At 44.5% G+C, this 26,244-nt stretch carries 18 protein-coding genes and 2 tRNA genes; 13 read left to right on the top strand and 7 right to left on the bottom strand.

What is annotated here, in order from left to right; all coding sequences use genetic code 11:
• Positions 1-120: 120 nt before the first annotated feature.
• Positions 121-2,982: an RNA polymerase-associated protein RapA gene (gene rapA / locus M2R47_RS03070; protein WP_249098773.1), complete on the bottom strand. Its 2,862-nt coding sequence runs from the start codon at positions 2,980-2,982 to the stop codon at positions 121-123.
• A gap of 386 nt (positions 2,983-3,368) precedes the next feature.
• Here rapA and M2R47_RS03065 point away from each other — a divergent pair, with 386 nt between their 5' ends.
• From M2R47_RS03065 to M2R47_RS03050, 4 genes are all read left to right on the top strand, one after another.
• Complete coding sequence (locus M2R47_RS03065; RefSeq protein ID WP_249098770.1) at positions 3,369-4,328, top strand: D-2-hydroxyacid dehydrogenase; 960 nt, start codon at positions 3,369-3,371, stop codon at positions 4,326-4,328.
• A gap of 204 nt (positions 4,329-4,532) precedes the next feature.
• Entirely contained in the window at positions 4,533-5,594 is a 1,062-nt protein-coding gene (metN, locus tag M2R47_RS03060) for a methionine ABC transporter ATP-binding protein MetN (RefSeq protein WP_283162899.1), read from the top strand.
• Positions 5,584-6,273 carry a methionine ABC transporter permease gene (locus M2R47_RS03055; RefSeq protein WP_249098767.1) on the top strand — a complete coding sequence of 230 codons (690 nt, stop codon included), beginning with the start codon at positions 5,584-5,586 and terminating at the stop codon, positions 6,271-6,273. Before metN ends, M2R47_RS03055 begins: the two co-directional genes overlap by 11 nt.
• Positions 6,274-6,442: 169 nt before the next feature.
• Entirely contained in the window at positions 6,443-7,282 is an 840-nt protein-coding gene (locus M2R47_RS03050; protein WP_249098764.1) for a MetQ/NlpA family lipoprotein, read from the top strand.
• A gap of 106 nt (positions 7,283-7,388) precedes the next feature.
• On the opposite strand, the gene hemA is transcribed toward M2R47_RS03050, so the two are convergent.
• Positions 7,389-8,732 carry a glutamyl-tRNA reductase gene (hemA, locus tag M2R47_RS03045; RefSeq protein WP_249098760.1) on the bottom strand — a complete coding sequence of 448 codons (1,344 nt, stop codon included), beginning with the start codon at positions 8,730-8,732 and terminating at the stop codon, positions 7,389-7,391.
• Between the two features lie 249 nt (positions 8,733-8,981).
• Between hemA and M2R47_RS03040 the strand changes: the two genes are divergently transcribed.
• The 6 genes from M2R47_RS03040 (at position 8,982) to M2R47_RS03015 (ending at position 13,853) form a co-directional block, all read left to right on the top strand.
• Positions 8,982-10,913 (top strand): tetratricopeptide repeat protein, encoded by a 1,932-nt coding sequence (locus M2R47_RS03040; protein WP_249098757.1) that lies wholly within the window; start codon positions 8,982-8,984, stop codon positions 10,911-10,913.
• Positions 10,914-10,954: 41 nt separating this feature from the next.
• Complete coding sequence (gene lolB, locus M2R47_RS03035; RefSeq protein ID WP_249098754.1) at positions 10,955-11,536, top strand: lipoprotein insertase outer membrane protein LolB; 582 nt, start codon at positions 10,955-10,957, stop codon at positions 11,534-11,536.
• Positions 11,537-11,548: 12 nt separating this feature from the next.
• On the top strand, positions 11,549-12,439 hold the full coding sequence (gene ispE / locus M2R47_RS03030; protein ID WP_249098752.1) for a 4-(cytidine 5'-diphospho)-2-C-methyl-D-erythritol kinase: 891 nt from the start codon (positions 11,549-11,551) through the stop codon (positions 12,437-12,439).
• 106 nt (positions 12,440-12,545) lie between these two features.
• Positions 12,546-12,621, top strand: a tRNA-Gln gene (locus M2R47_RS03025).
• 25 nt (positions 12,622-12,646) lie between these two features.
• Positions 12,647-12,722: transfer RNA gene (locus M2R47_RS03020), tRNA-Gln, on the top strand.
• Between the two features lie 177 nt (positions 12,723-12,899).
• Positions 12,900-13,853 carry a ribose-phosphate pyrophosphokinase gene (locus M2R47_RS03015; RefSeq protein ID WP_249098748.1) on the top strand — a complete coding sequence of 318 codons (954 nt, stop codon included), beginning with the start codon at positions 12,900-12,902 and terminating at the stop codon, positions 13,851-13,853.
• 112 nt (positions 13,854-13,965) lie between these two features.
• Here M2R47_RS03015 and putP read toward each other — a convergent pair whose 3' ends face one another.
• A complete protein-coding gene (putP, locus tag M2R47_RS03010; protein ID WP_249098744.1) occupies positions 13,966-15,459 on the bottom strand; it encodes a sodium/proline symporter PutP in 1,494 nt (497 codons plus the stop codon).
• 355 nt (positions 15,460-15,814) lie between these two features.
• Here putP and M2R47_RS03005 point away from each other — a divergent pair, with 355 nt between their 5' ends.
• The 3 genes from M2R47_RS03005 to M2R47_RS02995 all read left to right on the top strand — a co-directional run bounded on the left by M2R47_RS03005 (position 15,815) and on the right by M2R47_RS02995 (position 18,214).
• The gene (locus M2R47_RS03005; RefSeq protein WP_249099040.1) at positions 15,815-16,477 is read left to right on the top strand and encodes a 50S ribosomal protein L25/general stress protein Ctc; all 663 of its coding nucleotides are present in this window, start codon (positions 15,815-15,817) and stop codon (positions 16,475-16,477) included.
• Between the two features lie 116 nt (positions 16,478-16,593).
• Positions 16,594-17,175 (top strand): aminoacyl-tRNA hydrolase, encoded by a 582-nt coding sequence (gene pth, locus M2R47_RS03000; RefSeq protein ID WP_249098740.1) that lies wholly within the window; start codon positions 16,594-16,596, stop codon positions 17,173-17,175.
• Positions 17,176-17,212: 37 nt separating this feature from the next.
• On the top strand, positions 17,213-18,214 hold the full coding sequence (locus tag M2R47_RS02995; protein ID WP_249098737.1) for a calcium/sodium antiporter: 1,002 nt from the start codon (positions 17,213-17,215) through the stop codon (positions 18,212-18,214).
• Between the two features lie 327 nt (positions 18,215-18,541).
• Here M2R47_RS02995 and M2R47_RS02990 read toward each other — a convergent pair whose 3' ends face one another.
• The 4 genes from M2R47_RS02990 to M2R47_RS02975 form a co-directional block, all read right to left on the bottom strand.
• Positions 18,542-19,714, bottom strand: a complete 1,173-nt coding sequence (locus M2R47_RS02990) for a beta-barrel domain-containing protein (RefSeq protein ID WP_249098734.1) — start codon at positions 19,712-19,714, stop codon at positions 18,542-18,544.
• A gap of 70 nt (positions 19,715-19,784) precedes the next feature.
• Positions 19,785-21,932, bottom strand: coding sequence for an ATP-binding cassette domain-containing protein (locus tag M2R47_RS02985; protein ID WP_249098731.1), 2,148 nt, complete (start codon positions 21,930-21,932; stop codon positions 19,785-19,787).
• 206 nt (positions 21,933-22,138) lie between these two features.
• Entirely contained in the window at positions 22,139-23,629 is a 1,491-nt protein-coding gene (locus M2R47_RS02980; RefSeq protein ID WP_249098728.1) for a TolC family protein, read from the bottom strand.
• A 271-nt stretch (positions 23,630-23,900) separates the two neighbouring features.
• Positions 23,901-26,244 (bottom strand): GA-like domain-containing protein (locus M2R47_RS02975; RefSeq protein ID WP_249098725.1); only part of this gene is annotated, 2,344 nt, incomplete at its 5' end.

Here is a 26,244-nt window from a genome sequence, read left to right as displayed (position 1 = left end):
TTTACCAATGGCAAATCCGTAAAACACCGCATGTCATCGTCATTTGCAGCATCGACTCATCAGATTGCCAGTTTTGTTAATTTCTAGCATCAAGACACCAATCAAAACACCATGAAAGCATTACGATGGTTTGACACACACCAGCACACGAATGCTATCAGGCACTAATGACAGAGCAGACAGTGCCTCCACCCCCTGATCCAACATTTTTTCAAGTGCATTGATTTCCTCATTTCGGACATTAGGATTGATTGCTCGCAAGCGTCTTAAACGACCAATCTCCTTATTCAAATACTCACTGTATTGAATGATTGCCTCACGGCTGATTTGCTCAAGCTGAGCACAGGCCAACTCTTTTGCATGAGCTGCTTGTTTTTCGATCACGGACGCACGAGCCTTGATGACTTGTCTGGCTTTTGCTTTGTCTAAGCGTTCGATGAGTGGCAGTATTTTTTCACTGGTGGCAACTTTGGTCAAGTCATCACCTCTTTCAGTCAAAAACACTCGTAAGACTTGCTGTGGCAAATAGGCTGACAGATTAAAGTGTTTTGGACAAATCGCTTCAATGCGGAAATGAGTCTCAATCAACAGCATGCCCTGCGGCATGGCGGCGGACTTTAAAATGGCGACCTGAGTGTTGCCAAATGTTCCTGACACAATCATGTCTAAAATACTGGTGATCAGTGGGTGTTCATAAGTCATGTAATCCATGTCTTCACGAACCAATGCCTGCTTACGGTTAAAAGTCAAAGTCATGCCATCTTCACTAAATGGTAAAGACTCAATCCCTTCAATATTCACCTCCTGGGCATCAATGGGGTGCACAATCCATGAGTGATCACGCTGAATGCTATAATCGATATTCACCGCCTCAAAATAGCGATCTAAAAATAACGGCAGTAGCTTATCATTATCAAGCTCCATCATCGCTTGTGTGATTCGACCAACCACATTAGGGCGACAAGAATTATATTCAAGCAACCTGTCTCGCCCTGCCTGCAATTCCTCTTCCAACTCAGCTCTTAGCATGGCACCTTGTGCAATCAGCTGTGCCAGTGCTTCACGATTTTCTTCGCTGTCTTGCGATTCTAGTAACGGCTTTAATTGGGTGATGAAGTGTTCTTGTACCGATTGGGCGGTTGGGCTGATTTGGTTAAAGATGTTCAGTGCGCCATCATACCAATGGTATAGCCGCTCCTGTGCCGTTCCCATCACAAAAGGCACATGCAGACGAATTTTGGCCACCTGCCCTATGCGATCAAGCCGACCAATACGCTGCTCAAGCGTGTCAGGATTGGCTGGTAAATCAAACAATACCAAATCCTGTGCAAACTGAAAATTACGCCCCTCTGAGCCAATCTCACTACATAGCAATATCTGAGCCCCATTGACATCAGCAAAATATGCCGCTGCTTGGTCTCGCTCCAAAAGACTCATCTGTTCGGTAAAAATGGCTGTGCGTATGCCCGCATGCAGTCTCAATACCGCCTCAAGACTCTCAGCCGTCGCTCCACTTCTGGCGATGAGAAGGACTTTTTTATGACGCAATGATTCTTTTAGTAACTCAATGAGCCATTTAACACGAGGGTCGGATTCCAACCAAGAGCCATCTGGATAATTCTCTTCACCCCAAAGTTGTTCACGCAACTTACCGTGTGTGTAGTGAGTACCTTGCCAAGCTGTCGGTAAAGGTAATTGATAAGGAATGCTGGTTCTACCATGGAATCCTTGCACACTATCACGAGTGTTGCGAAATAACACACGACCCGTCCCATGTCGATCCAGCAATTCATTAATGATGTGCGTACGAAGCTTGTCATTATCGTTAATGTCAGCCACCTGCTCCACACCAAACCCAAGCAAGCCAGCAATGGCAGTGATTTGCTTATCAGATAAAGTCTTACCCTCTATCAGTAAAGTCGCCACAGCTGCCACATCGCTAAACGCCTCTTGAGCGGCAATAAACTCTTCTAAATCACCAAAACGATGGGGGTCAAGCAGTCTTAGACGAGCAAAATGACTCTCAATACCCAGCTGTTCTGGCGTTGCGGTCAGCAACAAAACACCTTCAGTCTGTGCTGCAAAATCTGCCACAAGGTTGTATTTGTCATTACCCCCTTGCTCCTCGTCCCATTGCAAATGATGCGCCTCATCAACCACCAACAAATCAAAACCCGCAGCGAATGCTTGCTCATACAAATCATGATGATCCAGCAAAAGTTCGATGCCTGCAATGATGTATTGCTCGGTAGCAAAAACATTTTGGTCAGGATTATGCTCTTTAATAGATGCCGTACGAACCAAGTCAAAAATAGAAAAATCCAGATTAAATCGGCGTTTTAACTCAATCATCCATTGATATTGCAAACTATCAGGCACTAAGATGAGCACACGATCAGCCTTACCTGTGATGATTTGCTGGTGAATGATGAGACTGGCCTCAATGGTTTTTCCCAGCCCCACTTCATCAGCCAATAGCACACGAGGAGAAAGACGCTTACCAACTTCATGGGCGATGTATAATTGATGACTGATGATGTCAACCCTAGCACCCATCAAACCCCTTAAAGGATGACGAGACAGCATGGCTTTTAATCGCAATGCGTCTTGACGCAAGTCATACCACTCACCATGTTCGATACGCCCAGCCAACAGACGCTCCAAAGGCTTGGCCAAGGTAATGTTCGCCGCCAGACGAGTTTCCATGAGTGACTTGCCACAAGTCAGGTGATAACGCATCACGCCGCCCAGATTTTCACAGCGAGCCACCGTGTGCTGATTGCCTTCTTGGTCAGTGATGACATCGCCTTCAAAAAATACCACACGAGACAGCAACGCAGATGCTTTGGCATAAACACGCGTTTCTTCAGAATGCGGGAACAGCACCGAAACCGTCCGCTCATCCACATCAATGATTACCCCAAGCCCAAGATTGCTCTCAGAATCTGATAAGTAGCGTTGACCAATGGCAAATTGACTCATAAAATACTCTTTATTTATCTAATTAGGGTTTTGTAGTGATTGCGTTTTAAAACCCTTTATTTTACTAAAAAAAGTAAAATTTATCATCAGTTTTCGCATTTTTAAGCCATACTCACTCAACATATCGAACTTTTCTGTTCCTATGATGCCGTTCAAAAACCCAGTCAGGCATGAATGCTTGCGTTGGTGCCACAAAAAGTCGCTGAATTTTATTCCAACCCAGCATCAGTGTGTGATACACTAAAAAAAACGACAAGCATCAAAAAAACAGACTCAAAAAGGCATTTGCTGGCTTTTTGGTGTGTCGTTCAATCGCCGAATGTCGCCCAATGTATGGATGCACGACGGACAAATCGCCCTAAAATTATTTGATTGGAATATCATTCATGAAAGCTGTATTTTTAGACACCAATACTTTTTCTGCCCAAACCGACTTATCTTTACCAGCAAGCATCACCGACTACATCAAACATGACAACACCCCCAATGATGCCAAAACAATCATTGAACGCTGTCAAGATGCCGACATCGTCATCACCAATAAAGTTGAGATGAGTGCTGATGTCATCGCACGCCTTCCAAAGCTAAAACTCATTCATGTTACCGCCACAGGCATCAATAATATTGACACCAAAGCTTGCCAAACGCATCAAGTAGCCTGGAAAAATGTCGCAGGCTACTCTACGGTCAGTGTGCCAGAGCATACTTTCATGCTCATACTCACCATCATGCGAGCAGGTTTGTTTTATCATCAAAAGGCGACTGATGGCACATGGCAAGACGATGGACGATTTTGCCTAATTGATGAGCCAATTTTTGATTTATCAGGCAAAACCTTGGGCATCATAGGTGCAGGTAACATTGGTCGTAGCGTTGGTCGCATCGCCACCGCTTTTGGTATGAATGTGCTGTATGCCGAACATCGCAATAAACAACCAAGAGACGACAGCCGTACGGACTTTTATGAAGTGTTGGCAAACTCAGACATCATCAGCCTACACTGCCCTTTAACTGATGATACCACCCACCTGATCAATGATGAAACCATCGCAGCAATGGGTAAAAAACCCATCATCATCAATGTTGCTCGTGGTGGCGTGGTGGACAGTCAAGCCATCGTTACCGCCATTAACAGTGGGCAGATTTTAGGCTATGGCTCAGATGTCTTTGAATCTGAACCTTTCGATGCCAAAGAACCCCTACTGACACTAAAAAATCACCCACGAGTATTTTTCACACCACACAATGCTTGGGGCAGCCTACACGCTCAAGTAAGACTGTGGGAGATTTTATGCACGCAAATAGACGAATTTGTCAAAGCTTACCAGCCAGAGCAGTCGTCTTAAGCCATCAAATCAACAAAGGCATTTCTTGGCTACTTTATTCATGCCAAGTTTGTTATAATATTTAAAAGTCAAAGTTTTGGGTAACAATCATAAAAGGCATGGCTGTCTTGAACGGCCAACACGACTTTCTGTCGTCTATAACGAAGTGTTTGAGATGATTTTTCCAAGACGAAATCAGCCATGCCTCAATAGGACAGACGCCTTATGACGATCACACCCATGATACAGCTACACCAAGTTAGCAAAGTATTTCATACACAAAAAGACGGTGAAATGGTGGCATTGACCGCCATAAAGCCGACCGACTTAACGGTCAATCAAGGTGAAATATTCGGCATCATTGGCTCATCAGGGGCGGGTAAGTCCACACTTATTCGCTGCGTTAATTTATTAGAAACCCCAACCACAGGCACGGTAACTGTTGATGGTGTTGAACTGACCGCCCTATCTCAACAAAAGCTCATCATAGCACGCCGATCAATCGGAATGATCTTTCAGCATTTTAATCTGTTGCATTCTCGCACAGTCTTTGACAACATTGCTTTACCACTTGAATTGTCAGGCAAATCCAAAACCATCATCAAACAAAAAGTCAGTGAGCTGACCAAATTGGTTGGATTGAGTGATAAGCATGATGTCTACCCTGCCAACCTTTCAGGTGGACAAAAACAGCGGGTTGCCATCGCCAGAGCTTTGGCTTGCGACCCAAAAGTCCTACTGTGTGATGAAGCCACCAGTGCTTTAGATCCTGCCACCACACAGTCCATTTTAACACTTTTAAAACAGATCAATAAAACTCTTGGCATCACCATCTTACTCATCACGCACGAAATGGATGTGGTCAAACGCATTTGTGATAAAGTTGCCATCATTCATGACGGTGTGCTGATTGAACAAGGCAAGGTAAGCGATATTTTTGCCAATCCGCAAACCGACCTTGCCAAGACTTTCATCAACTCAACTTTTGACATCGGCTTGCCTGATGAATTTTTGGCCACGCTAAAACCCACAGCCACCCACCTGACCCACCCTGTCATCAAATACGAATTTACAGGAAGTTCGGTAGATTCACCCTTATTTTCACAAGCAAGCAAGCAATTTGGTGTGGAATTTAGCATCTTAACCTCGCAAATGGATTATTTGGGGGGCATCAAGTTTGGTTTTACCATTGCAGAGATCATTGGCGATGATACTGCCATCATACAAGCCAATGAATTTTTGGCAGCACATGGTGTTACTTTGGAGGTTTTAGGGCATGTGGGATAAGATTCTTACTGATTTTATGACAGAAATGCACCCTAGAATGTGGCAAATGGTCGCTCAATCCACTTATGAGACCATCTACATGGGTCTGGCAGCGACAGCAATTGCCGTCATTTGTGGTGTGCCGTTTGGATTTTTGGCGTTTTTAAGTGGCAAAGGGCGCATTGTAGAAAATGCCATCTTATTTAAAGTCTTAGATGCCATCATCAATATCGGTCGCTCCATTCCTTTCATCATTTTGCTCATCATTTTAATGCCCGTTACTCGCCTGCTTGTCGGCACAACCCTCGGTACGACAGCCGCCATCGTGCCTTTGAGTGTCGCAGCAACCCCTTTTGTCGCCCGCTTGACCGCTAACGCCTTAATGGAAATCCCCACAGGTCTGACAGAAGCTGCCAAGTCCATGGGGGCAACCAACTGGCAAGTGGTGAGTAAATACTACCTGCCAGAGAGCCTACCCATGATCATTAATGCCATCACACTCACTTTGGTTACGCTCATCGGCTATTCAGCGATGGCTGGCGTGGTTGGTGGTGGTGGACTTGGCAATCTTGCCATCAGCTACGGCGAACATCGTGGCATGACCTATGTCAAGTGGATCGCAACCATCATCATTGTGGCCATCGTGATGATCTGTCAAAAAGCAGGGGATATGATTGCCACATACACCGATCATCGCTAATTTGATCAAGAGTTGATATGCTTATTTGGCATATGAAATTCCCAAAAATAACAACTTTGCCATATTGAATTGACGCATGCTTTATGGTTTAATATATAAAAATGTTACAGTCTTATGACATTTTTGTATTTGCTGGTTAATCCATTCATCTATCCTAAAAGGCATTCTTATGAAATTAAATAAATTTTTCGGTCTGTGTGTATTGGCGTCTGGCATTGCCTTAGCTGGGTGCAGTGCTGACAAAAAAGCTGAGCAAGTTACCGCTCCTGCCGACACCGACAACATCGCCCAAACCATCAAAGTGGGTGTGATGAGTGGGCCTGAGCATGCTGTGGCAGAAGTGGCCGCAAAAGTCGCTAAGGAAAAATACGGTCTGACCGTTGAATATGTTGAATTTAATGACTACGCTCTGCCCAACGAAGCAGTATCTAAAGGCGACTTAGATGCCAATGCCATGCAACACAAGCCTTATCTTGATGAAGAGATTGCCAAAAAGCATCTTGACAATTTGGTCATCGTTGGCAACACTTTCGTCTACCCACTGGCTGGTTATTCTAAGAAAATCAAAAGCCTTGATGAGCTAAAAGATGGTGCCACCATCGCTGTGCCAAATGACCCATCAAATCTGGCTCGTGCATTGATTTTGCTTGAAAATCAAGGATTAATCAAGTTAAAAGACAATAAAAATCTGCTATCCACTTCGCTTGACATTGTCGAAAATCCAAAAAATCTCATCATCAAAGAAGTAGACACCTCGGTCGCCGCTCGTGCATTAGATGATGTGGACTTGGCGGTCGTTAATAATAACTACGCAGGTCAAGCGGGTCTGAGCGCAAAAGACGGAATATTCGTCGAATCTAAAGAGTCGCCCTATGTGAATATCATCGTTGCTCGTAGCGACAACAAAGATTCACCAGCCATTCAAAATTTCGTCAAAGCATATCAGACGGACGAAGTTGAAGCCGAAGCAAAAAAACAATTTAAAGACGGTGTTGTCAAAGGCTGGTAATTCACCATATCAAAAAACCCTTTTGATGTTCTCAAAGGGGTTTTTTATGGGCAAAGACGGCTTAAGAATGACATGCTGATTACCACATGGCAACATGGCTAAAAATCTACTTCCGATAAGCATGGTTTAGCGTATTTGTTATCATGTCAAGCACTTCTGGCTGTGCAGTCTGAGCAGTGTGGCGAATCAGTTTTGATGGTGCGTGCGTTAGCGTCTGTGTTAAGACTCTGGCAAATTCAGTCATCACTTCTGCAGCAGAATCACCTTGGGATAAACGATACAATGCGGTTGCTAAGAGTCGGTTCTTATGAATTTCAGCAGCTTGCCGATAATTAATAATCTGCGTGCGTGCAGTTTGTACCTGCATCTGATGTTCAATATCAAGCACCAACTGACTGACCAAAAGCTCTGCTTCTACCGCTGCTTGTTTGCGTTCCTCCAGATTGCCTGCGATGACATGCTGCAAATCATCAACAGAGTACAGATACACATCATCAAAATCACCCACTGACGGCTCAACATCTCTTGGCACCGCCAAATCAACCATCAAAATCGGACGATGGCGGCGCATCTTTAGGGCGGATTTGACCATATCGCATGTGATGAGTGCGTTCATGCTACCACTACAACTACTTACCACATCAGCTTGCGATAAATATCCATCCAACTCCTCCAATGGCACCAACTCAATTTGCACCACACGATTGGCATTTTTTGACATATCCGTCAACTCAGCCGCTAGAGATTCGGCACGCTCACGGCTACGATTGGCGATGATGATTCGTCCCACACCAAGTGCCGCCACATTATGAGCAACCAAACGATTCATCTCGCCTGCTGCCACCAACATGAAAGTCAATCGGTATGGATCTTCAAAGATTTGTGTAACCAGTTTGGCAGTCGCAAAGCCCAGCGTTACCGCTTGAGCACCGACTTTGGTATCACGACGCACCACCCTAGCAGCGGCAAAAACTTGCTGGGTCAGCCAGTCAAAACCACACCCCATAGCACCACGCTCACGAGAAATCGCCACCGCTTGACGAATCTGCCCTAAAATCTGCGGCTCTCCCAAAATCATTGAGTCAAGACCCGCTGCCACACGCAGCCAATGATTCAACGCTCGGTCATCTTCATAAATATACAAAAATGGTGCTATTTCATCTAACGCCAACCCCTTAAAATCCGCCAGCCATGCACGAATTTTCTGTACAGACTCACTCAGCCCAACAGGCTGTATCCTAGCGGAATTGGTAGCGACATCAGAGCCATCTAGATCATCAGGTAATTTGACATAAATCTCACTGCGATTACAAGTTGAGACAATGACTGAGCCGTCCGTCAAGGCTTTGAGTTCATCGATGGCATGTGGCAAATCCACCCCAAATGACAACTTCTCACGAAGTTCGACAGGGGCGGTCTTGTGATTGACTCCAATGACGGCTAATCTCATCTTATCAAATTACACTACTTCGCTTGGGTGATGAATAAACAAAACGACAACAAATTATCTATTATAGCAGTTTTTGACGCATTTGTGGCAAAATCCCAACCAAAAGACCCAACCGATGAAAAAACCCACAATATCCGTGATAAATCCTTGCACTTATCAAAAATCCTTTTATAATAGCCATAAACATTAAAAATCAACGCTTGACATCAAGCTTTTTCCCATCAAAACAACATCTAAGACCACTCATTCATGAAAATCACATTTTGGCGACCCTTACCCAACATCAAAGATGGTCATTCACCACCTTTTAAGGGTTGGTATGCCAAAAAAATCACTTCGGTTCTGTTATGCCTGACCGTGATGACACCACACATCACCCCTGCTCATGCTGGGGTGTTTGACCCTTTATTAAAAATTCTCCTACCTTTTTATAAAAAAAATACTGATGATGAGCCAGTGTCGCAATCTACCGATACCAGCACTGACGGCTTGCAAGACACACAAGGGAGTCAAGGCAACTCCACCATTCCTGATGATTTGCCCAGCGTACTGCTTGATGACAGCTTATTCGCTAATGACAGCACACCAGCATTTGACAAACCAGATTTATACGCACTTTTGACAGCAGAGTTTGCCGCTGATCGTGGCAATATCAAGCAAGCATTAAACATCTACAAAACTGAGTCTTTTAAGGCCAATAGCACCGCCATTTTTGAGCGTGCATTAAGTTTGTCGATTGAGTATGAAACACCCAAAGAGTCTTTGGCGTTTGCAACCGCCTGGCAAGTCAAAAACCCCGAACACATTCCTGCATGGTTTTATGTGACGCACTTGGCGTTAAAGGCGAACGACTATGATAAAGCCTCACAAATGCTGGCGATGATTTTAAGATATGACCCGAATGCAGACTTGACGCAAATTTTTGAGAATATCTTTCCCACCAATGCCAAAGATCAAGAGACTTTGCTAAGTGCTTTGCGTAAAATTGACAGCGATAACACTTCGGTAGCGGCTCTACGCTCAGGTCTACTCATGCGCCTTGGTGATTATGAAGCATCTTTATTTCACATCAATAACGCTCTTAAAGCCGAGCCTAACAATCTTGCCTTCATCAATCTAAAGCTTGACATTCTAAGCTTGGCAAACCAGACTGACGAATTATGGCAATTTTTACACGCCAAACAGCAAGCCCTCCCTCATGAGACTTCGCTTTATTTGTATGAAATACGCCACCTCATCAACCAAGGTGATTTGAAAAATGCCTGGCAACTGCTATTGACTGCCAATAAGAACACCCACAATCCCGATGTGATACTTTTAGCAGGGCTTGTTGGGCTTGACATTGGTGAGTACAGGCATTCCATAGAGCTACTCACACCACTCATTAAGAATCCTGATTTTGCCAGTCAAGCACATTACTATCTGGGCATTGGATATGAACGCCTAGGTGATGCCCTACATGCAAGGCAGCACTACGAGAAAGTCAGAACTGGCGAGAATGTGCTGGATGCACGCACCAAGGTGGTGGGTTTTTACCTGCTTGATAATAATGTTGCAGCCGCCATGTCCACGCTGATAAGACTGCGAGATGAATACCCAATTTATGCCACCGACAGCTATCTTTTAGAAGCAGAAATCCGTCTGCGTCAAGGCAATCTCCAAGCAGCCAAAGACATCTTGGCCACCGCCAATCACCAAAACCCCGATGACGACCGCTTACTATTTGCCAGCTACGAATTGCTTGAAAATGAACTTACCCAAGATGAGCAACAAGACATCATTACAAGACTGATTCGTATGGATGAGCATAATCCACGCTACCAACTTGCACAAGCCAAGCTAAATTTACATAAAAATCCAGATGATCAAAACGCTTTAGCGACCGCTAAAACACTCAGTCAAATTCCTGCAGACGACCCATCATATGATACCGAAACGCATCTTGGCGCTCTATTATTGCTTGGTGAAAACGCCCTACATCAAGGACATTACCAGACCGTCTTGAGTTATCTACAAGCACCTTATGAGGTATCGCTGGATTTAAATGCGGGGATTTTATTGGTTCGAGCTTATCAAGGATTGGGTGATGATGAGATGGTCAAAAAAACCCTGTCTCAATTACAAAGTAAATATGGCTTCGATGATGATAAAACAAAGACCAACATCACTCAGCTTTATTAACACCATAACACCCCTATTGAACAGCAAACAGGAAAAACACCATGACAACCATCACCCAAAAATCACACCTAGCATTACTCATGGGGGCATGTTTATTATCTGGCTGCCAAACGCTTCCTAAAATCACACCCATAACCACAACAAACACCCAATCCATCAAAATGCCGATTGCCTTTAATATCAGTGGCAAAATCAGCATCACCAGCACATCACCAAATGGCAATCAGTCAGCTACAGCATTTTATTCGTGGGCACAGCAAGGCGACAGATTCGCCATTGAATTGACAGGTGCACTTGGAATCGGTACGACCGCCATCAGCTTTGATGGACAAACCGCCAAACTTGATGGCAATCAAGGCAGTCTCGTTGCTGACAGTCCAGAAAGCTTGCTATTAAAGGCAACAGGCTGGCAAGCACCCATCAGCCAACTGCCCTATTGGATCATCGGACATACCGCCCCAAGCGACATTGATCAACAATACGATCAGCAGGGCAAGCTCATTCGTGCTGTCAATGGCGACTGGACTGCTAATTTTGACTACAAGGCCAATATCCCCTATCGCCTAAAAATCACACATACTGATGGTCATCGCCTCGTCATGGTCATCGTGCATGACAAGTGATGTGATATTGACATGCAGACACTACGATTATTCTCCCCTGCCAAAATCAATTTATTTCTACACATCACCGCACAGCGTAACGATGGCTATCACGATTTACAAAGCGTCTTTCGATCGGTGGATTTTGGCGATCAGATTGACTTTTATCTGGCTTATGATGATGACAACAGTAGGCAAGCCAACTGTTTGCTGACGCTCACGGGAGCAGATCATCTGACCGACAGCCTGAATGACAATCTCATCAGCAAAGCAGTGCAGACACTCGCCCTACATTACCCACAACATGCCAGACCCCTACGCATCCACCTAGATAAACGCATTCCAACAGGGGCAGGACTTGGCGGCGGCTCGTCCAACTGTGCTACCACACTCATTGCACTCAATCAACTTTGGGATCTACGCCTTAGCACACAAACACTCATTGACATCGCCGCCACGCTCGGAGCTGATGTGCCATTTTTTATCTTTTCCCACGCCCATCAAAGTGATGCCATCGCCACAGGCATTGGAGAAATGCTAACACCGATTCATCTGCCAAAGCGTTCTTATCTGCTACTCATGCCAGATGACCACTTGGCAACTGCTCATTTTTTTAAACACCCAGCACTCCAAAAAAACACCCCTATCATTAGTGATTTGGATCAGCAGATTGACAAATTTGAGTTACAGTTGACATTGCCATTTCATAACTGCTTTGAAGCCATCGCCATGCAAGACAGCCTGCCAGTCAAAGATGCTTTGGCATATTTGCACAATCTGCCTTGCCAAGCCAGACCACGAATGACTGGTACAGGTAGTGCGGTATTCATACCATTGTGTGATGATGAGTACAAGCACGCCAGTATTTGGCAACAACTTGCTCCTTGCCGTGCGGTCATTTGTGATGGGTTGTATGGTTTGTAAGTATCTGATATTCGATGACTTTTTCCATAATTAATGATTTTTTTAAATTTTTTTATAAAAAACACTTGCATAATAAAAAAAAATCGGTATAATTGTCTGCCTATATAGGGGCGTCGCCAAGTTGGTAAGGCATCAGGTTTTGATCCTGACATTCGTTGGTTCGAGTCCAGCCGCCTCTGCCATTTTTGAAAGTTTTTAAAAACTTTTAGGGGTATCGCCAAGTTGGTAAGGCATCAGGTTTTGATCCTGACATTCGTTGGTTCGAGTCCAGCTACCTCTGCCATACTCAAGCTTAGCTTGTATAAAAAAGTCAATCCTTTTTGGGTTGGCTTTTTTTATTTACGCAAGACATGCCAACAGCCTGCCTGTTACAAGAAAATTCGCCAAAGCGGTGCAAATCGTATATAAAAAATGGTAGAATAAGCCTGTACTTTTCCAACCCTTTTTATAGGATCATCATATGTCATACATGGCCATCTTCTCAGGCAGTGCCAACCCTGAGCTTGCCCAGACTGTCGCTGACCATCTCCATATCCCTCTTAGCAAAGCTGACATCACTCGCTTTTCTGATGGCGAAATCGCCATTGAAATCAAAGAAAATGTGCGTGGTAAAGATGTGTTCATCTTGCAACCGACCTGCGTACCCACCAATGACAACTTGATGGAAGTCGTACTCTTGGCAGATGCCCTTCGTCGCTCTAGTGCAGGTCGTATCACAGCAGTGATTCCATATTTTGGCTATGCCCGCCAAGATCGTCGCCCACGCTCGGCTCGTGTACCCATCTCTGCCAAAGTGGTCGCTGACATGCTGTCAATCTCTGGCATTGACCGTGTGATGGTCGTGGATTTACACGCCGACCAAATCCAGGGCTTTTTTGATGTGCCTGTGGACAATCTGTACGGCACGCCTGTATTATTAAGCGATCTAAAACAACAAAACTACGACAACCTGATGGTCGTCTCACCAGATGTTGGTGGCGTGGTGCGTGCGCGTGCGATGGCCAAGCTGCTCGGCGATGCCGACCTTGCCATCATCGACAAGCGCCGTGCGCGTGCCAATGAATCGCAAGTGATGCACATCATCGGCGATGTCGATGGTCGTGATTGTGTCATCATTGATGACATCGTGGATACTGCAGGCACGCTATGCAAGGCTGCTCAAGCCCTAAAAGACAATGGTGCACGCCGAGTGGTGGGCTACATTACCCATCCTGTATTGTCAGGCAAGGCGATTGACAACATCAAAGATTCTGCTCTTGATGAGATTGTCGTTACAGACACCATTCCATTATCAGACTCTGCCAAATCTTGTCCAAAGATTCGCCAAGTAAGCATTGCTTCTTTACTGGCAGAAAGTCTAAGACGCATCAATAACGAAGAATCCATCAGTGCGTTGTTTGAGTATAGCATCTGAATGCGGTTACTAAGTCAAGCCCCATCAAAAAATTGATGGGGTTTTTTATTGCATGATAAAATCCAATAAAAATACCCCAAATTCACACTTGAGGCATTTTTATCATCAGATACTATTTGAGCATTTTTTCCATTTGTTCAAAACGCCCAACGATAAAATCTTTTGGTGGGCTTGTCATCAGACTAACCACGATGGTTGTCATAAAACTTGCCCCAAAACCTGGTAAGATGGAATAGATGGCATCATTAGCAGGCTGACCACCAATCTCAAAGCCACCATACACCCATACAATCACTGTCAATGCACCAACAATCATGCCTGCCAACGCCCCGTTTCGATTCATGCGTTTCCACATCAAACTTAAAATGACCAAGGGGCCAAATGCCGCACCAAATCCTGCCCAAGCATGCGATACCAATTTTAGCACCGAGCTGTTACTGTCTGCTGCCAAGATAATTGCCACAATCGCCACCAGCACCACCGACAAACGACCGACCAGTACTTGGCGAGATTCTGAAGCTTCTTTATCAAAAAATAATTTATACACATCACGAGTCAATGAACTAGACACCACAAGCAACTGACTAGAGATGGTACTCATGATTGCCGCCAAAATCGCCGCCAGCAAAAAGCCAGAAATTAAGGGGTGGAATAGCACTTGGGAAAATACCAAAAAAATCGTCTCAGGATCATTAAGCGACATGCCAGTCTTAGCAATATAAGCAACCCCAGATAGCCCCACCATCAAAGCACCAATCAAGCTGACAATCATCCAACTCATGCCAATAGCGGTTGCTACTGGCACATCTTTCACCGAACGGATTGCCATAAAACGCACAATGATGTGCGGCTGACCAAAATACCCAAAACCCCATGCCATCAAAGAAATGATACCAGCCAATGTTACGCCATTAGTCCAGTTGAACACTTGGGGATTGGTCATCTTGGCCACTGCCAACCCTTCGCCCACACCACCAATCTCAGTGAAGGCGACGATTGGCACCAATATCATGGCAATGAGCATGATGACCCCTTGCACAAAATCAGTCAACGACACTGCCAAAAAACCGCCAAAAAGTGTGTAGGCCACTACCACACCTGCCGTTACCCAAAGACCCAGACTGTATGACAACCCTAGCGAGCTTTCAAAGAGTTTTCCACCAGCCACTAAGCTTGCTGCCGTATAGACGGTAAAAAATACAATGATGACCACTGCTGACATGATGCGCAACAGATGAGAAGTGTCATGAAAGCGGTTGGAGAAATAGTCAGGCAATGTGATGGCATTATCCACCACCTCAGTAAAGACACGCAAACGAGGAGCTACGATGAGATAATTAGCGAATGCACCGATGGTCAAACCAAGAGCAATCCAAATGCTCACCACCCCAGATGCGTACATATAGCCTGGCAACCCCAACAGCAGCCAACCTGACATGTCTGATGCCCCAGCTGACAATGCCGTTACCGCAGGTCCCAAATTACGACCGCCTAACATATAGCCCTCAACATCATTTTTTTGTTTAAAATAAGCATACACACCGATGGCGATCATCAATAAAAAATAAATTGCCAACGAAATCCATACACCAAATGCCACATTCATAGCACCCTCCTTCATGGTATTTTAAAAGATCACAACTTTTATTCACCAGCCCATCTTTGTCATCACAAACATCAATCAAGGCGTGATGTTACTATAATAAAACCACCCATTATATATTAAAATGACATACAATGTGTCGCATAAATAAGAATTTTTCTCAATGGATACATTTTTATCAACTCACCCTAAGGCATGATAACCCTCCATGCTTGATCATATGCACAAAACCTTTGCCAATGGGTAAAATTTTTGGTACAATTACTGGCTGATTTTCTAGAAATCTTAATGGATGGCTAGAAAGCTTAACAGACTGGTCGCAAGTCTAAACCATCATTCATTTCCCATTTAAGGAATCATCATGAGTTATACTCTTAATGCCGTAGTGCGTTCTAACGAGCAGCAGGGCAAAGGTGCGAGCCGCCGCCTGCGTAAAGAAAACCTAATCCCTGCCATCATCTATGGCGGTGAAGGTGAAGCAGTTTCTATCTGTGTCAAGACCAACGAGTTGGTTAAAGCCATTTCAGAAGATGCGTTTTTTTCTAGCATCATCAGCATTGAGCTAGATGGCACAAAACAAGAAGTCATCATCAAAGCACTACAACGCCACCCATCAAAAGGCTTCCCACTACACGCCGATTTCCAACGCATCGTTCGTGGTCAAGAAATGAACTTTAGCGTGCCTGTGCGTGTCATCAATGAAGAAGAATCAGCTGGCAAGAAAACTGGCGGTGTTCTTACTCAGCTTGTCAATGACATTCAAGTGACTTGCTTACCACGCAATTTGCCTGAATTCATCGAGATTGATGTTGCCAAACTGGAAGTGGGTGATAACATCCGCTTGGGCGATGTGGCACTACCTCAAGGTCTAAGCTTGGTATTGCAAGACGACAGCGAACTGGAAAATGCGATTGTCAGCATGCAAGCACCAACCGTTGAAGAAGTTGAAGAGTCGACTGAAGAAGCTGACGCAGAAGAAGCAACCAAAGAGAGTGATGCTGACGCAGAAGATCAAGAATAATTTTTTATGATCATCTCTCAAAAGCAGTAAACCGTTACTGGCTTTTTTGTCCTTTTCTTTCTATTTGAATAAAAATTGACTATAATAACCATCAATTTTCACCAGTATCAATCAACATGACCATCAAACTCATTGTAGGACTTGGCAATCCCGGTAACGAATACAAAGACACACGACATAATGCAGGCTTTTGGTTCATTGATAAAGTTGCAGATCGATTTGGCATCTGCCTAAATCATGACAAAAAATTCCGTGGCGATGTCGGTCGTGGCAAAATCTTTGGGCAGGACATACGCCTACTAAAACCCGACACCTTCATGAATCTTTCTGGCATGGCAGTCGCTCCTTTGGCAAAATTTTACAACATTCAAGCAGATGAGATTCTCATCGCTCATGATGAGCTGGATATTGGTGCTGGCAGCATGCGCCTAAAAACAGGTGGCGGTCATGGTGGTCATAATGGACTTAAAGACATCACGCCCCATATCGGAGCTAACTTTCATCGATTAAGAATTGGTATTGGTCATCCTGGACATGCCAGCAAAGTAAGCGGTTGGGTACTATCCAAGCCAAGCAGTGATGATCTTATCAGCATTGATCGCGCCTTAGACTGCGCTATTGAACATCTAAAAATCATCATGACGGGGGATTTTGATAAGGCTCGCAATGGCATCAATGGCTTTAAACCCATTTCTTAACTCAACACCCCAACATAAAAATCACTAGGAATCCATCATGCTATTTTTTCTTTTGGCAGTGGCAGTCGGACTGGCACTGCTGGTATTTAGTGCTGACCAGTTCATCGATGGTGCTGTTGCCATAGCCACCAAATATCACATGCCTAAAATACTCATTGGAGCACTCATCATCGGCGTGGGTACTTCCGCACCAGAAATGTTCGTTTCGGCACTATCAGCCTTGTCAGGCAATCCAGGCATCGCACTAGGCAATGCCTATGGCTCAAACATCATCAACATCATGCTGGTACTGGGAATCACGGCACTCATTGCCCCCATTACCATTCAAAAAGATGTCTTAAAATCGGATTTTCTTTGGCTGATTGGTGCTACGATATTGGCAGCGGTACTCATCATAGATGGCAACATCAGTCGCCTAGATGCTGGCATTTTGATATTGATGATGCTTGCCCACATCATCGGTCAGATATATGTGGCCAAAAAGCACAATAAAAATAATCAACCAAACAGCACCCCTACCCCCCAGCAAGGAGATGTAGAAAATGATGACCTGCCCAACCCCAATGAAGTAAACATTACCACCTCTTTAATTCGGCTGGCGATTGGGTTGGTGGTGATGATTGCCAGCTCACAGCTCATTGTGTGGGGTGCGGTAGGATTAGCACAGACCTGGGGGATTCCTGATCTTATCATTGGTCTGACGATTGTTGCAGTTGGCACCAGTTTGCCCGAGCTTGTTTCATCTGTGATTGCAGCACGGCGCGGTGAGTTTGATTTGGCATTAGGCAATGTGTTAGGTTCTAATATCTTCAATACCCTAGCAGTAGTAGGTATCGCAGGATTGATAGAGCCGATGACGGTTTCTTCCGAGATTTTAAATCGTGATATGCTCGTCATGTGTGGCATCACAGCCACTTTGTTCATGCTGTGCATGGTCGCTTTAAAGACAGACGGTAAACTTGGGCGTGGTGTCGGTATCGGTCTTATCAGCTGTTTTATTGCATACAGCACCTGGCTGGCAATGAGTGCGATGGCCTGATCAACTCACCCATTATTAAGCACATCTCATGCGAATTTGGGGTGTGCTGATCAATCAAATCCACACACCACCCTTTTCATCATCAAGTGCTTGACAAATCAATTTCCCAATATGGCATTGTCCATCATTGTTAAGTCCTGCTTTAACAAAGTAAATGTGCTGACATTTTAGGGGCTGTCAAGGCTGCATTCACTGCTTGCTTGCCTTGTGGATAAATGATTGTCTTGACTGATGTCTTTTAATAATACCACTCAATAAATCCACAATCCTAAGACCTTAAAACAAAAAAGAGCCGAAGCTCTTTTTGTGGCAGATGAATATTCACTCCTATCTTTCGCCAAGTCCTTGGGACAATGTCTTGGTAATCGGCTTGGTCAGATAAGACAACACGCTACGCTCCATCGCCTTGATATCCACGCTGGCTGTCATACCTGGACGAATCACAATGTCTTCTGCCCTACCAGCAAACTCAGCACCAGAGATATGAATCCGCACACGATAATAAGGCTCTCGACCACGCTGAGTATCCTCCATGAGCGTGTCTGGACTAATATAGACCACCTCTCCTTTCATCGCCCCAAAGATGGAATAGTCATAAGCATCAAGCTTCACACTCGCCTGCTGACCTTCATGAACATAGGCGATATCCGCTGGACGCACCTTAGCCTCCACCACCAAGTCGCCATCCGTCGGTAGCAGCTCCATAATAACATCTCCTGAGCGAACCACACCGCCAATCGTTGTAACACGGATGTTATTTACTTTACCATCAGTTGGTGCCTCCAGACGCTTTTCGGTCAAAACTTGCTTACGATCACGCAAAAGCTCCATTTCAGCCTGCAAATCTTCTTGTGCACGAGTCAGTTCACTTTGCGCCTCTTCAAAATATTTATTTCGCTTATTTGTGATTTGGGCCTGGATATCCGCCACTTGACGACGCAGCCGAATCACCTCTGCCTGACTGACATCACCATAAGCCAGTAAAGGCTCATTCATTGCCAACTCCTGATTGGCCAAATCAAGCATTCTTTTTAATGACGACACATCTTGCTCAATGGCTTGGCGACGACGATTATAAAGCTCGGTCTGATTATGAATGTATTCTGGATAATCACCAACCGACTTAGGAAAAGACAGTCGTTTATTAAAAATCTCTGCCTCCAAACGGCTAACCTTAGCCTGTAAAGCCGCCACTTTCGATGCCGAATTATCAACCGCCGCCTTTGCACGCTCTTCTTCCAAAACAACCAATAAATCGCCCTTTTTAACTTCATCGCCCTCTTGTACCATAATTTGCGACACAACGCCACCCTCTGACGCCTGTATCTCCTGTGTGCGACTGCTGGCAATGACTGTAGCAGCCGCACGCGTGACTTGGTCTATTTTGGCAAAATAGGCCCAAGTCAATAAGCAAGCGATGGTAATAAGCATCACCCAGATGATCTTTCTTGCACGATGGGTATTTGGCTTATGTAGCTGATACTGGTACGGTTTGGTCATGATGCCTCCTGGGCATGTCATCTAAAATGGCTAAATAATCGGCAAGCCTGCCAAAAATCTGGCGAGCTTTTTACTCTTGGTTTTGCGACTGCCCTGCTTTTGATCTATGGGCAGCGTCTTCATTTTCACGCAGTTTATTAAGCACCGCCTGTTTAGAACCGTCCATCACAACACGCCCCTTGTCCATGATGATGATGCGATTCACAAGGCTTAATAATGACAATTTATGCGTAGAGACCACCAATGTCTTTTTGGTGTCTTGAAGTTCTTGTGCCAGCACTTGCAAACACTGTTGTTCTTGATTACTATCCATTGATGCAGTCGGTTCATCAAGCAGCCATACCGAAGGCTGGGTCAGTACCAATCGAGTAAAGGCCACCAACTGCTTTTGACCGCCTGACAGCCCCTTACCACCTTCAGAAATTTTTAGGTCCAAGCCAGCACTATGCCCAGACACCAGACGCATCAAACCCGTCCGATGCAAGGCTGTTACCAACACATCATCATTTGGCGTTGGCATACCAATTAGCAGATTATCTCTTAGCGTCCCTTCAAACAATCGGTGATCTTGTTGCAAATAACCCAAATGATCACTGAGACTCTCACGGCTAATATGCGTCATCTCAAGACCATCTAACAGGATATGCCCACGAGTGGGAGCGTACAATCCAGACAGCATTTTGAGCAAGGTAGATTTTCCTGAGCCAATCGCTCCCAAAATCGCCACCCTCTCTCCTGCCCTGATATTAAGCGATGGTATCACAACCGCAGGTCTGTCATTATCCAAATAATTAAAACCGACATCGCTAAGCTGATAATTACCAAAGATGGCAGCTGGCGATAGTGGATATGGCACACCCTCATTATCTTGTTGAAGCTTATAAAGACTCTCAATATTAGCAGCGGCCGCTTTTGCATGTGAGCACTGTACGAGCATGTTAGGCAAATTCATGATTGGTGCTAAGATACGCCCTCCTAGAATGGTACTGGCAATCAGACCCCCTGTTGTCATGTCGCCCCCCATCACAATATAAGCACCAACAATCACAATGCCCACATAGCTGATCTGTTGCAACATCTGCACGCCATAGTTCAGATTGTCATTCGCATGACGCATTTGCAAATCGTTATTGGTGGTGGTATTAAGCACATTTAACCAGCGAGATAAAAACTTCCAATTACCAGAACCTGCCTTAATAGTCTCCATACCCTCAACAGCTTCAACTAAAATCCCTGTCTTTTGATAGCTGGCTGCCGCACCATCTTTGGCAATGTCATCAATTTTTTTGCGACTCATCAGACCCAAAGCAATACCTATGATTGCCGCCGTAATTGGCACCAAAGTTACCCAAAAAGAACCAATTACACCAATGACGATGATAAATAAAATACTCAAAGGAATATCAACCAGGGTAAACAGCGTACTGGCAGTAAAAAAACTACGCACCTGTTCGTAGCCACGAAGTTGTGCTGCCAAAGAACCTACTGAAGCTGGCATCTGATCTACTCGCACTTTTAAAAGTCGCTCAAACACCGAACGAGACAGATCTTGATCCATGCCCACAACCATTCTGTCCATCACTTTTGAACGGGCAAACTTCATCAAAGCCTCAAACAAAATGACCAGCCCAACACCACTGGCCAAGATGATCAGTGTATGCTCACTGCGAGTTGGAATGACTCTGTCATATACTTGCATGGAGAAAAAAGAGACAGCCAATGCCAGCATATTAATCAACAATGATGCAATCACCGCTTCCACAACAACAGATTTGTGTCTTAATACGCTGGTTCTTAGTAGTCGCATGAATGTTACTTGATTGCTCAACCGTGCATTACCCAGCATGATTTTTGCGACCATCGTCAATTCTTGTGCGTCAATTCGATGGTTGCCATCAGACTGTGCAAATAACCATTGATCATCTTGTGGATTTTGGACAATACGCCCAAAGCCCAATTGCCTGTGCTTAGCAATGAGTGGCATATAAGCAGCATCAGGTGCGTCCAGTCTTTTGGGAGCTTCATCCACACCTAAGATCTGCAACATCGTAGACAAACAAGAAAAATCGTCCTGAATGCCACTTGACTGATTCAAACTGCTGTCCAAGCGGTTTTTGTCAACAGGGTAGCCCTGTTCTTTTAAAAGTGTCGCAACCGCAAAGCCTAATTCCCAAGATCGCTCTGCTGTTGATGCAGCTTGTTCTAATTGCTTTGACATGAGTCATTCCTTACCAAGAGGTAGCTGTGGTGCTTTGAACAAATACAGGGCAGTACTCAAAACCATGATGATTGACTTGTCGTTATTTTTAGATAGAATGACAACCTAGGTTACGACAAACCGATATTACGACTACCAAGCACATCTTTTATTAGCTTATTATTAAAAAACAATAAAACACCAAGCTTAAAATATCTAAAACATGATCATCTGGATGATGGGATATGAAGATGCATGCCGCCATCCGGTGCGTCATCTGGCAGTGGGTCTCCCATCGGACCAAAATCATCATACTTTGGCATTGCCACACCCCAAGACGGATTTTGAGTTGATGTATCAACCATTGCTTTTGAATGGTTTTTCAAGGATTTTCGACGGCTCATCGCCCATTCTTGTGCTGCATGCATGGGGTTAAAGTTGCCATTGGGAATGCTTAACGCCTGAATTTGTGATTGTTGCCATGGCATTAAGCCAAAATCCACCTGCAACTTATAATAACTGGCAATCATCTGGGCTTGTGCCTGTCTAAGCTGTTGCTCATATTGTGATTGATCACGCACCGCATTGAGTACTTCAAGCCAGCTTTTTCGTCCAGCAATGAATTGGCGACGATACGAATCAAGGACAATCTTTGCTCCAGAGGTCGACGCCATCAGTGCCGACTCTTGATCTCTGGCAGACACAAATTGTTGGTATTGAGTTTGGATATTCTCCATCACCGTGCGACGAGATGCTTCTTGATTGTACATCAAAGCGTCAACGCGTGCCTGAGATGCTCTTGATAATGCCAAATTGGAAAAACCAGCACCTGGATCGTAGCTCACACCCAGCATCACACCATGATCAAAATCATGAGTTTTTTGATAATAATCGTTTTTTAGTTGAATGAATACACTAGGATAGCGACTGGCCTGCTGCACTTTCATCTCATGCTTGGCAGACTCCACAGCATAATGTTGACGAATGACGCTAGGGTGTATTTGGATTGCATCTTTGAATGCCAAAGTCTCAAAATTCATTGACCCCCTTTTGGCACTCTGCACAAGGTGGGTCAACTGCAAATTATTCATGCCAGACGCAATCGGCTGACCGATGATCTGTTCTAGTCTGGCTTCGGCAATTTTTTGTTGTTCGATCGCTGCTTGCAGAGAGCTTTCATCTTGCAATATGCGGTTTTTTATCAGATCACGCTCAATACGCGCTGACACGCCTTTTTCAACACGGCGTGTTATCATTTTTTCAAATTCGCCAAGCTGTTTAATTTGGTTGCGATATAGCGTCTGTAGCGATAACGCATAGATGTAGTCTTTCCAAATATCAATGGTGTTCTTAGCCACTTCATTTTGGCGTTCTAGTATGTTGGCAGCAGCAGCTCTATCATCATTCATCGCTTGGTTGACACTCGCCGTCAGACGACCGCCCGTCCATAACGGCTGGCGAACAGTCAAACTGACCACTGGCCCATCATTTTGATTGTATGTAGATTGAACCGATGGCGTTGGTAAAAAGGCCAATTTGGCCGCAGTTAATCCCTCTGTGGTTGCTCTCTTATCTGCCACAGCAGAACCAACCAAAGGGTGTGTCTGCACCGCATGGGTTACTAGCTCATCGATTTGTAATGGATTGATTGCCGCCCAAACGCTTTGGGTGGATAAAACAGCCAAAATTGACACTATCTTTAAAGAAGTTTTTAGCATGGATGCGTTGTCTTAAATTGTTGGTTTTACTCGTTCATATGTCTTTTAAAAAAATAGGATCTTGCTCAATTGACTGTCAGTCAATCTGTTAAAAAGCTTGATGCGTATTATAACACAGCAAGAGTATTCGCTTATTATTTTCATATACATAAAAACTGACTGATACATGGCCTCAAGTCGATCACATTCAAATCTGATGCACATGTTCTGCGTCATAATAAAGCCACCCCCAACTTCAGGGGTGGTTTTATATTCATCAAACTACTAAAGATTAGATAACATTGATGCCATCTTGAATATAGATGAGCGTGGTCTTATCGGTATTAACCATATAAGCACTGTAGCCCTCTGGAACCAGCACATCAGAGAATGTGTCCTCATCCAGCTTGACAAAGCCACCCATGCTATGTTGGCCACCTAGGTCAACAGTATCTGAAGAGTCGCCTTTGATGAACAGTCCCTGATAGGTGATGCCATCAATCTCTTGAGATTGTGCTTGGTTGTGACGCACTGAATTTTGATCTATACTCAAGGTATCCTGATGACCGTTAGTTAGGTCAATCGTCTCAAAGCCTGAGATGTCAGACAGGTTGATCGACACACTCTCACCAACAAAGTGCAGCGTATCAACATCGCCATCCTCTCTTGGGCCTTTCTTCCAAGGATTTTGATTGTTAACCCAGTTTTCTTCGTCATCGCCATAAACTTTAGCACCATTACCAATACCACCATAGATCTCGAGTGTATCACTGCCTCTACCCATGATGATCTTTGAGTCATCTGCAACGCTAAGCTTCGACCCAATGGTCAAGTCTCTACCAGTACCCAAATCTGGATCACCGATGCGAGCAAAGTCATTGCCATCACCCATATCCAGCTTACTATACCATCTTGCATAGGCTTTGAGTAAGAAAGCATCATCTCCTTTACCCATGTCTATCTGGATGCCATGCTGCATGGCACCTGTTGCAAAGACAATATCATCACCTGCACCAAAGTCAATAGAGCCTGCTTTATCTATCTCTTTCGCCTGTGCACCTGCAGCGCCCAAATCTCCTGTACCCAATCGCTTGTTGGTATTGATGTCATGACCAAGAGATAATAAATTATTCTCATTTTGGATTGGGTTCAGATAGCTATTAAAATCACTGATCTTGTGATATTGGCTAGCACCTCCTTTGGTCAGACCTGGAGCTTGATAGAAGGTATATCCATAGTTTTTGTCATAAACATTACCTGCCTTATCCTCAGCGTGAATCCTGAATGAAAGATCACCTTTGTGAACGCCACTCGCACCAAAAGGATTGGCGGTAAACTTACCATTAGCATCAACTTGAGCCTTAACACCATTGACAGTAACGGTCGCACCAGGTTCGGCTTGGCCTTTCAATATGGTGTCATGTCTGCCATTTGATGTGAGAACCAAGTTGGCAATCGCAGTCTTTGTATCTAAAGTTAGATCCTTAGCTACTAAACTGGAGATTTCACCTGCTTTATGTTCACGAATCTCCACTTGATGCTTTTGACCCATCAACTTATCATTAGATGGCAAGACGATGCCTTGATTTGCATCATAGTCTTTCCACTGTGCAGAACCATCTTTGCCATCAATTCTATATTGGAACGACGCACCAGCATTCGCAGGATTACCTTCAATGATGACCTTAGGCTTATTACTGATACCATCATCAGGAGTGCCAGTATCTTCCGCAAACTTCACAGTCGCTGTCGGTTGCTTCAATTCAACATTACCAACATTAAAAGTGATGTTAGCAGGTCTAGACTCTCCGCCTTCGCTGGTGGCGGTAACGCCTAAAGTAAAGCTGTTTGGAGTTTTTTCATAGTCGTTTGGTGCTGCCGACAGACCTTTATCTGTTAGGCTGATGTTGCCCTGATTGTCGATGGTGAAATAACCATCATCATTGCCTGAAGTAATCTTATAGCTGGTGATTTCACTTTCTGGATCAGTTGCTTTCACTTTACCCAAAGATGCACCTTTGCCTTGATTTTCATTATAGGCAAATGTTTGTGGCTCAATGGTTGGTGGTGTGGTGTCTACCAACTTGCTGACTGGTTGAGTGGCTGAACTTGTCACAGCTTCTTTGTTACCAAGTTTATCAGTGTAAGTTGCTTCAACCGTGATGGCTTTACCTACCTGATCTTTGGCTGGGGTTAAGGTTTTACCGTTTTGACCATTGATGATTTGACCATCTGCTTTCCACTGATAAGTGATGTTATCTGGCACGCCATCTTTATCAGAGACTTTCGCTGTTAGAGGCGAACCTTCTTTGGCTTCGCCCTCAATTGAGACGGTGCCTTCGTTATTGTTCTTCTCATTAACCGCAGGCACTTGAACTGGAGCAACCTTGTTCACACGATCTTGTAGTGACTCTTTGGTGTTGCCTTTGTCGTCTTTGGCACCTTGTGGCAATGCTTTAACAGCTTGATCTGCTTTTTGCTTAGCTTGGTTAACTGCTTGGTTAAGTCTGTTTAGTTCATCAACTTCTTGTTGGCTGATGACGCCATCTTTTTTGATGTCGTTTAGCTTATCTTCAGCAGCTTTTTTAGCATCTTCTGCTTTTTTCACCAAGGCTTCTGCTTCGGCAATTTTTGAT

Origin of the sequence: Moraxella oculi, assembly GCF_023336735.1 — a bacterium.
Classification (GTDB): domain Bacteria; phylum Pseudomonadota; class Gammaproteobacteria; order Pseudomonadales; family Moraxellaceae; genus Moraxella; species Moraxella oculi.
This window is presented reverse-complemented; position numbering and strand designations above follow the sequence as displayed.

What these genes read in the sequence shown, in the direction of transcription:
- ispE (WP_249098752.1), top strand. Translation starts at nt 11,549, where the DNA reads ATGCAGACACTACGATTATTCTCCCCTGCCAAAATCAATTTATTTCTA.
- metN (WP_283162899.1), top strand. Translation starts at nt 4,533, where the DNA reads ATGACGATCACACCCATGATACAGCTACACCAAGTTAGCAAAGTATTT.
- M2R47_RS02995 (WP_249098737.1), top strand. Translation starts at nt 17,213, where the DNA reads ATGCTATTTTTTCTTTTGGCAGTGGCAGTCGGACTGGCACTGCTGGTA.
- hemA (WP_249098760.1), bottom strand. Translation starts at nt 8,732, where the DNA reads ATGAGATTAGCCGTCATTGGAGTCAATCACAAGACCGCCCCTGTCGAA.
- M2R47_RS03055 (WP_249098767.1), top strand. Translation starts at nt 5,584, where the DNA reads ATGTGGGATAAGATTCTTACTGATTTTATGACAGAAATGCACCCTAGA.
- pth (WP_249098740.1), top strand. Translation starts at nt 16,594, where the DNA reads ATGACCATCAAACTCATTGTAGGACTTGGCAATCCCGGTAACGAATAC.
- M2R47_RS02980 (WP_249098728.1), bottom strand. Translation starts at nt 23,629, where the DNA reads ATGCTAAAAACTTCTTTAAAGATAGTGTCAATTTTGGCTGTTTTATCC.
- M2R47_RS02985 (WP_249098731.1), bottom strand. Translation starts at nt 21,932, where the DNA reads ATGTCAAAGCAATTAGAACAAGCTGCATCAACAGCAGAGCGATCTTGG.
- M2R47_RS03050 (WP_249098764.1), top strand. Translation starts at nt 6,443, where the DNA reads ATGAAATTAAATAAATTTTTCGGTCTGTGTGTATTGGCGTCTGGCATT.
- M2R47_RS02990 (WP_249098734.1), bottom strand. Translation starts at nt 19,714, where the DNA reads ATGACCAAACCGTACCAGTATCAGCTACATAAGCCAAATACCCATCGT.
- M2R47_RS03065 (WP_249098770.1), top strand. Translation starts at nt 3,369, where the DNA reads ATGAAAGCTGTATTTTTAGACACCAATACTTTTTCTGCCCAAACCGAC.
- M2R47_RS03015 (WP_249098748.1), top strand. Translation starts at nt 12,900, where the DNA reads ATGTCATACATGGCCATCTTCTCAGGCAGTGCCAACCCTGAGCTTGCC.
- lolB (WP_249098754.1), top strand. Translation starts at nt 10,955, where the DNA reads ATGACAACCATCACCCAAAAATCACACCTAGCATTACTCATGGGGGCA.
- M2R47_RS03040 (WP_249098757.1), top strand. Translation starts at nt 8,982, where the DNA reads ATGAAAATCACATTTTGGCGACCCTTACCCAACATCAAAGATGGTCAT.
- rapA (WP_249098773.1), bottom strand. Translation starts at nt 2,982, where the DNA reads ATGAGTCAATTTGCCATTGGTCAACGCTACTTATCAGATTCTGAGAGC.
- putP (WP_249098744.1), bottom strand. Translation starts at nt 15,459, where the DNA reads ATGAATGTGGCATTTGGTGTATGGATTTCGTTGGCAATTTATTTTTTA.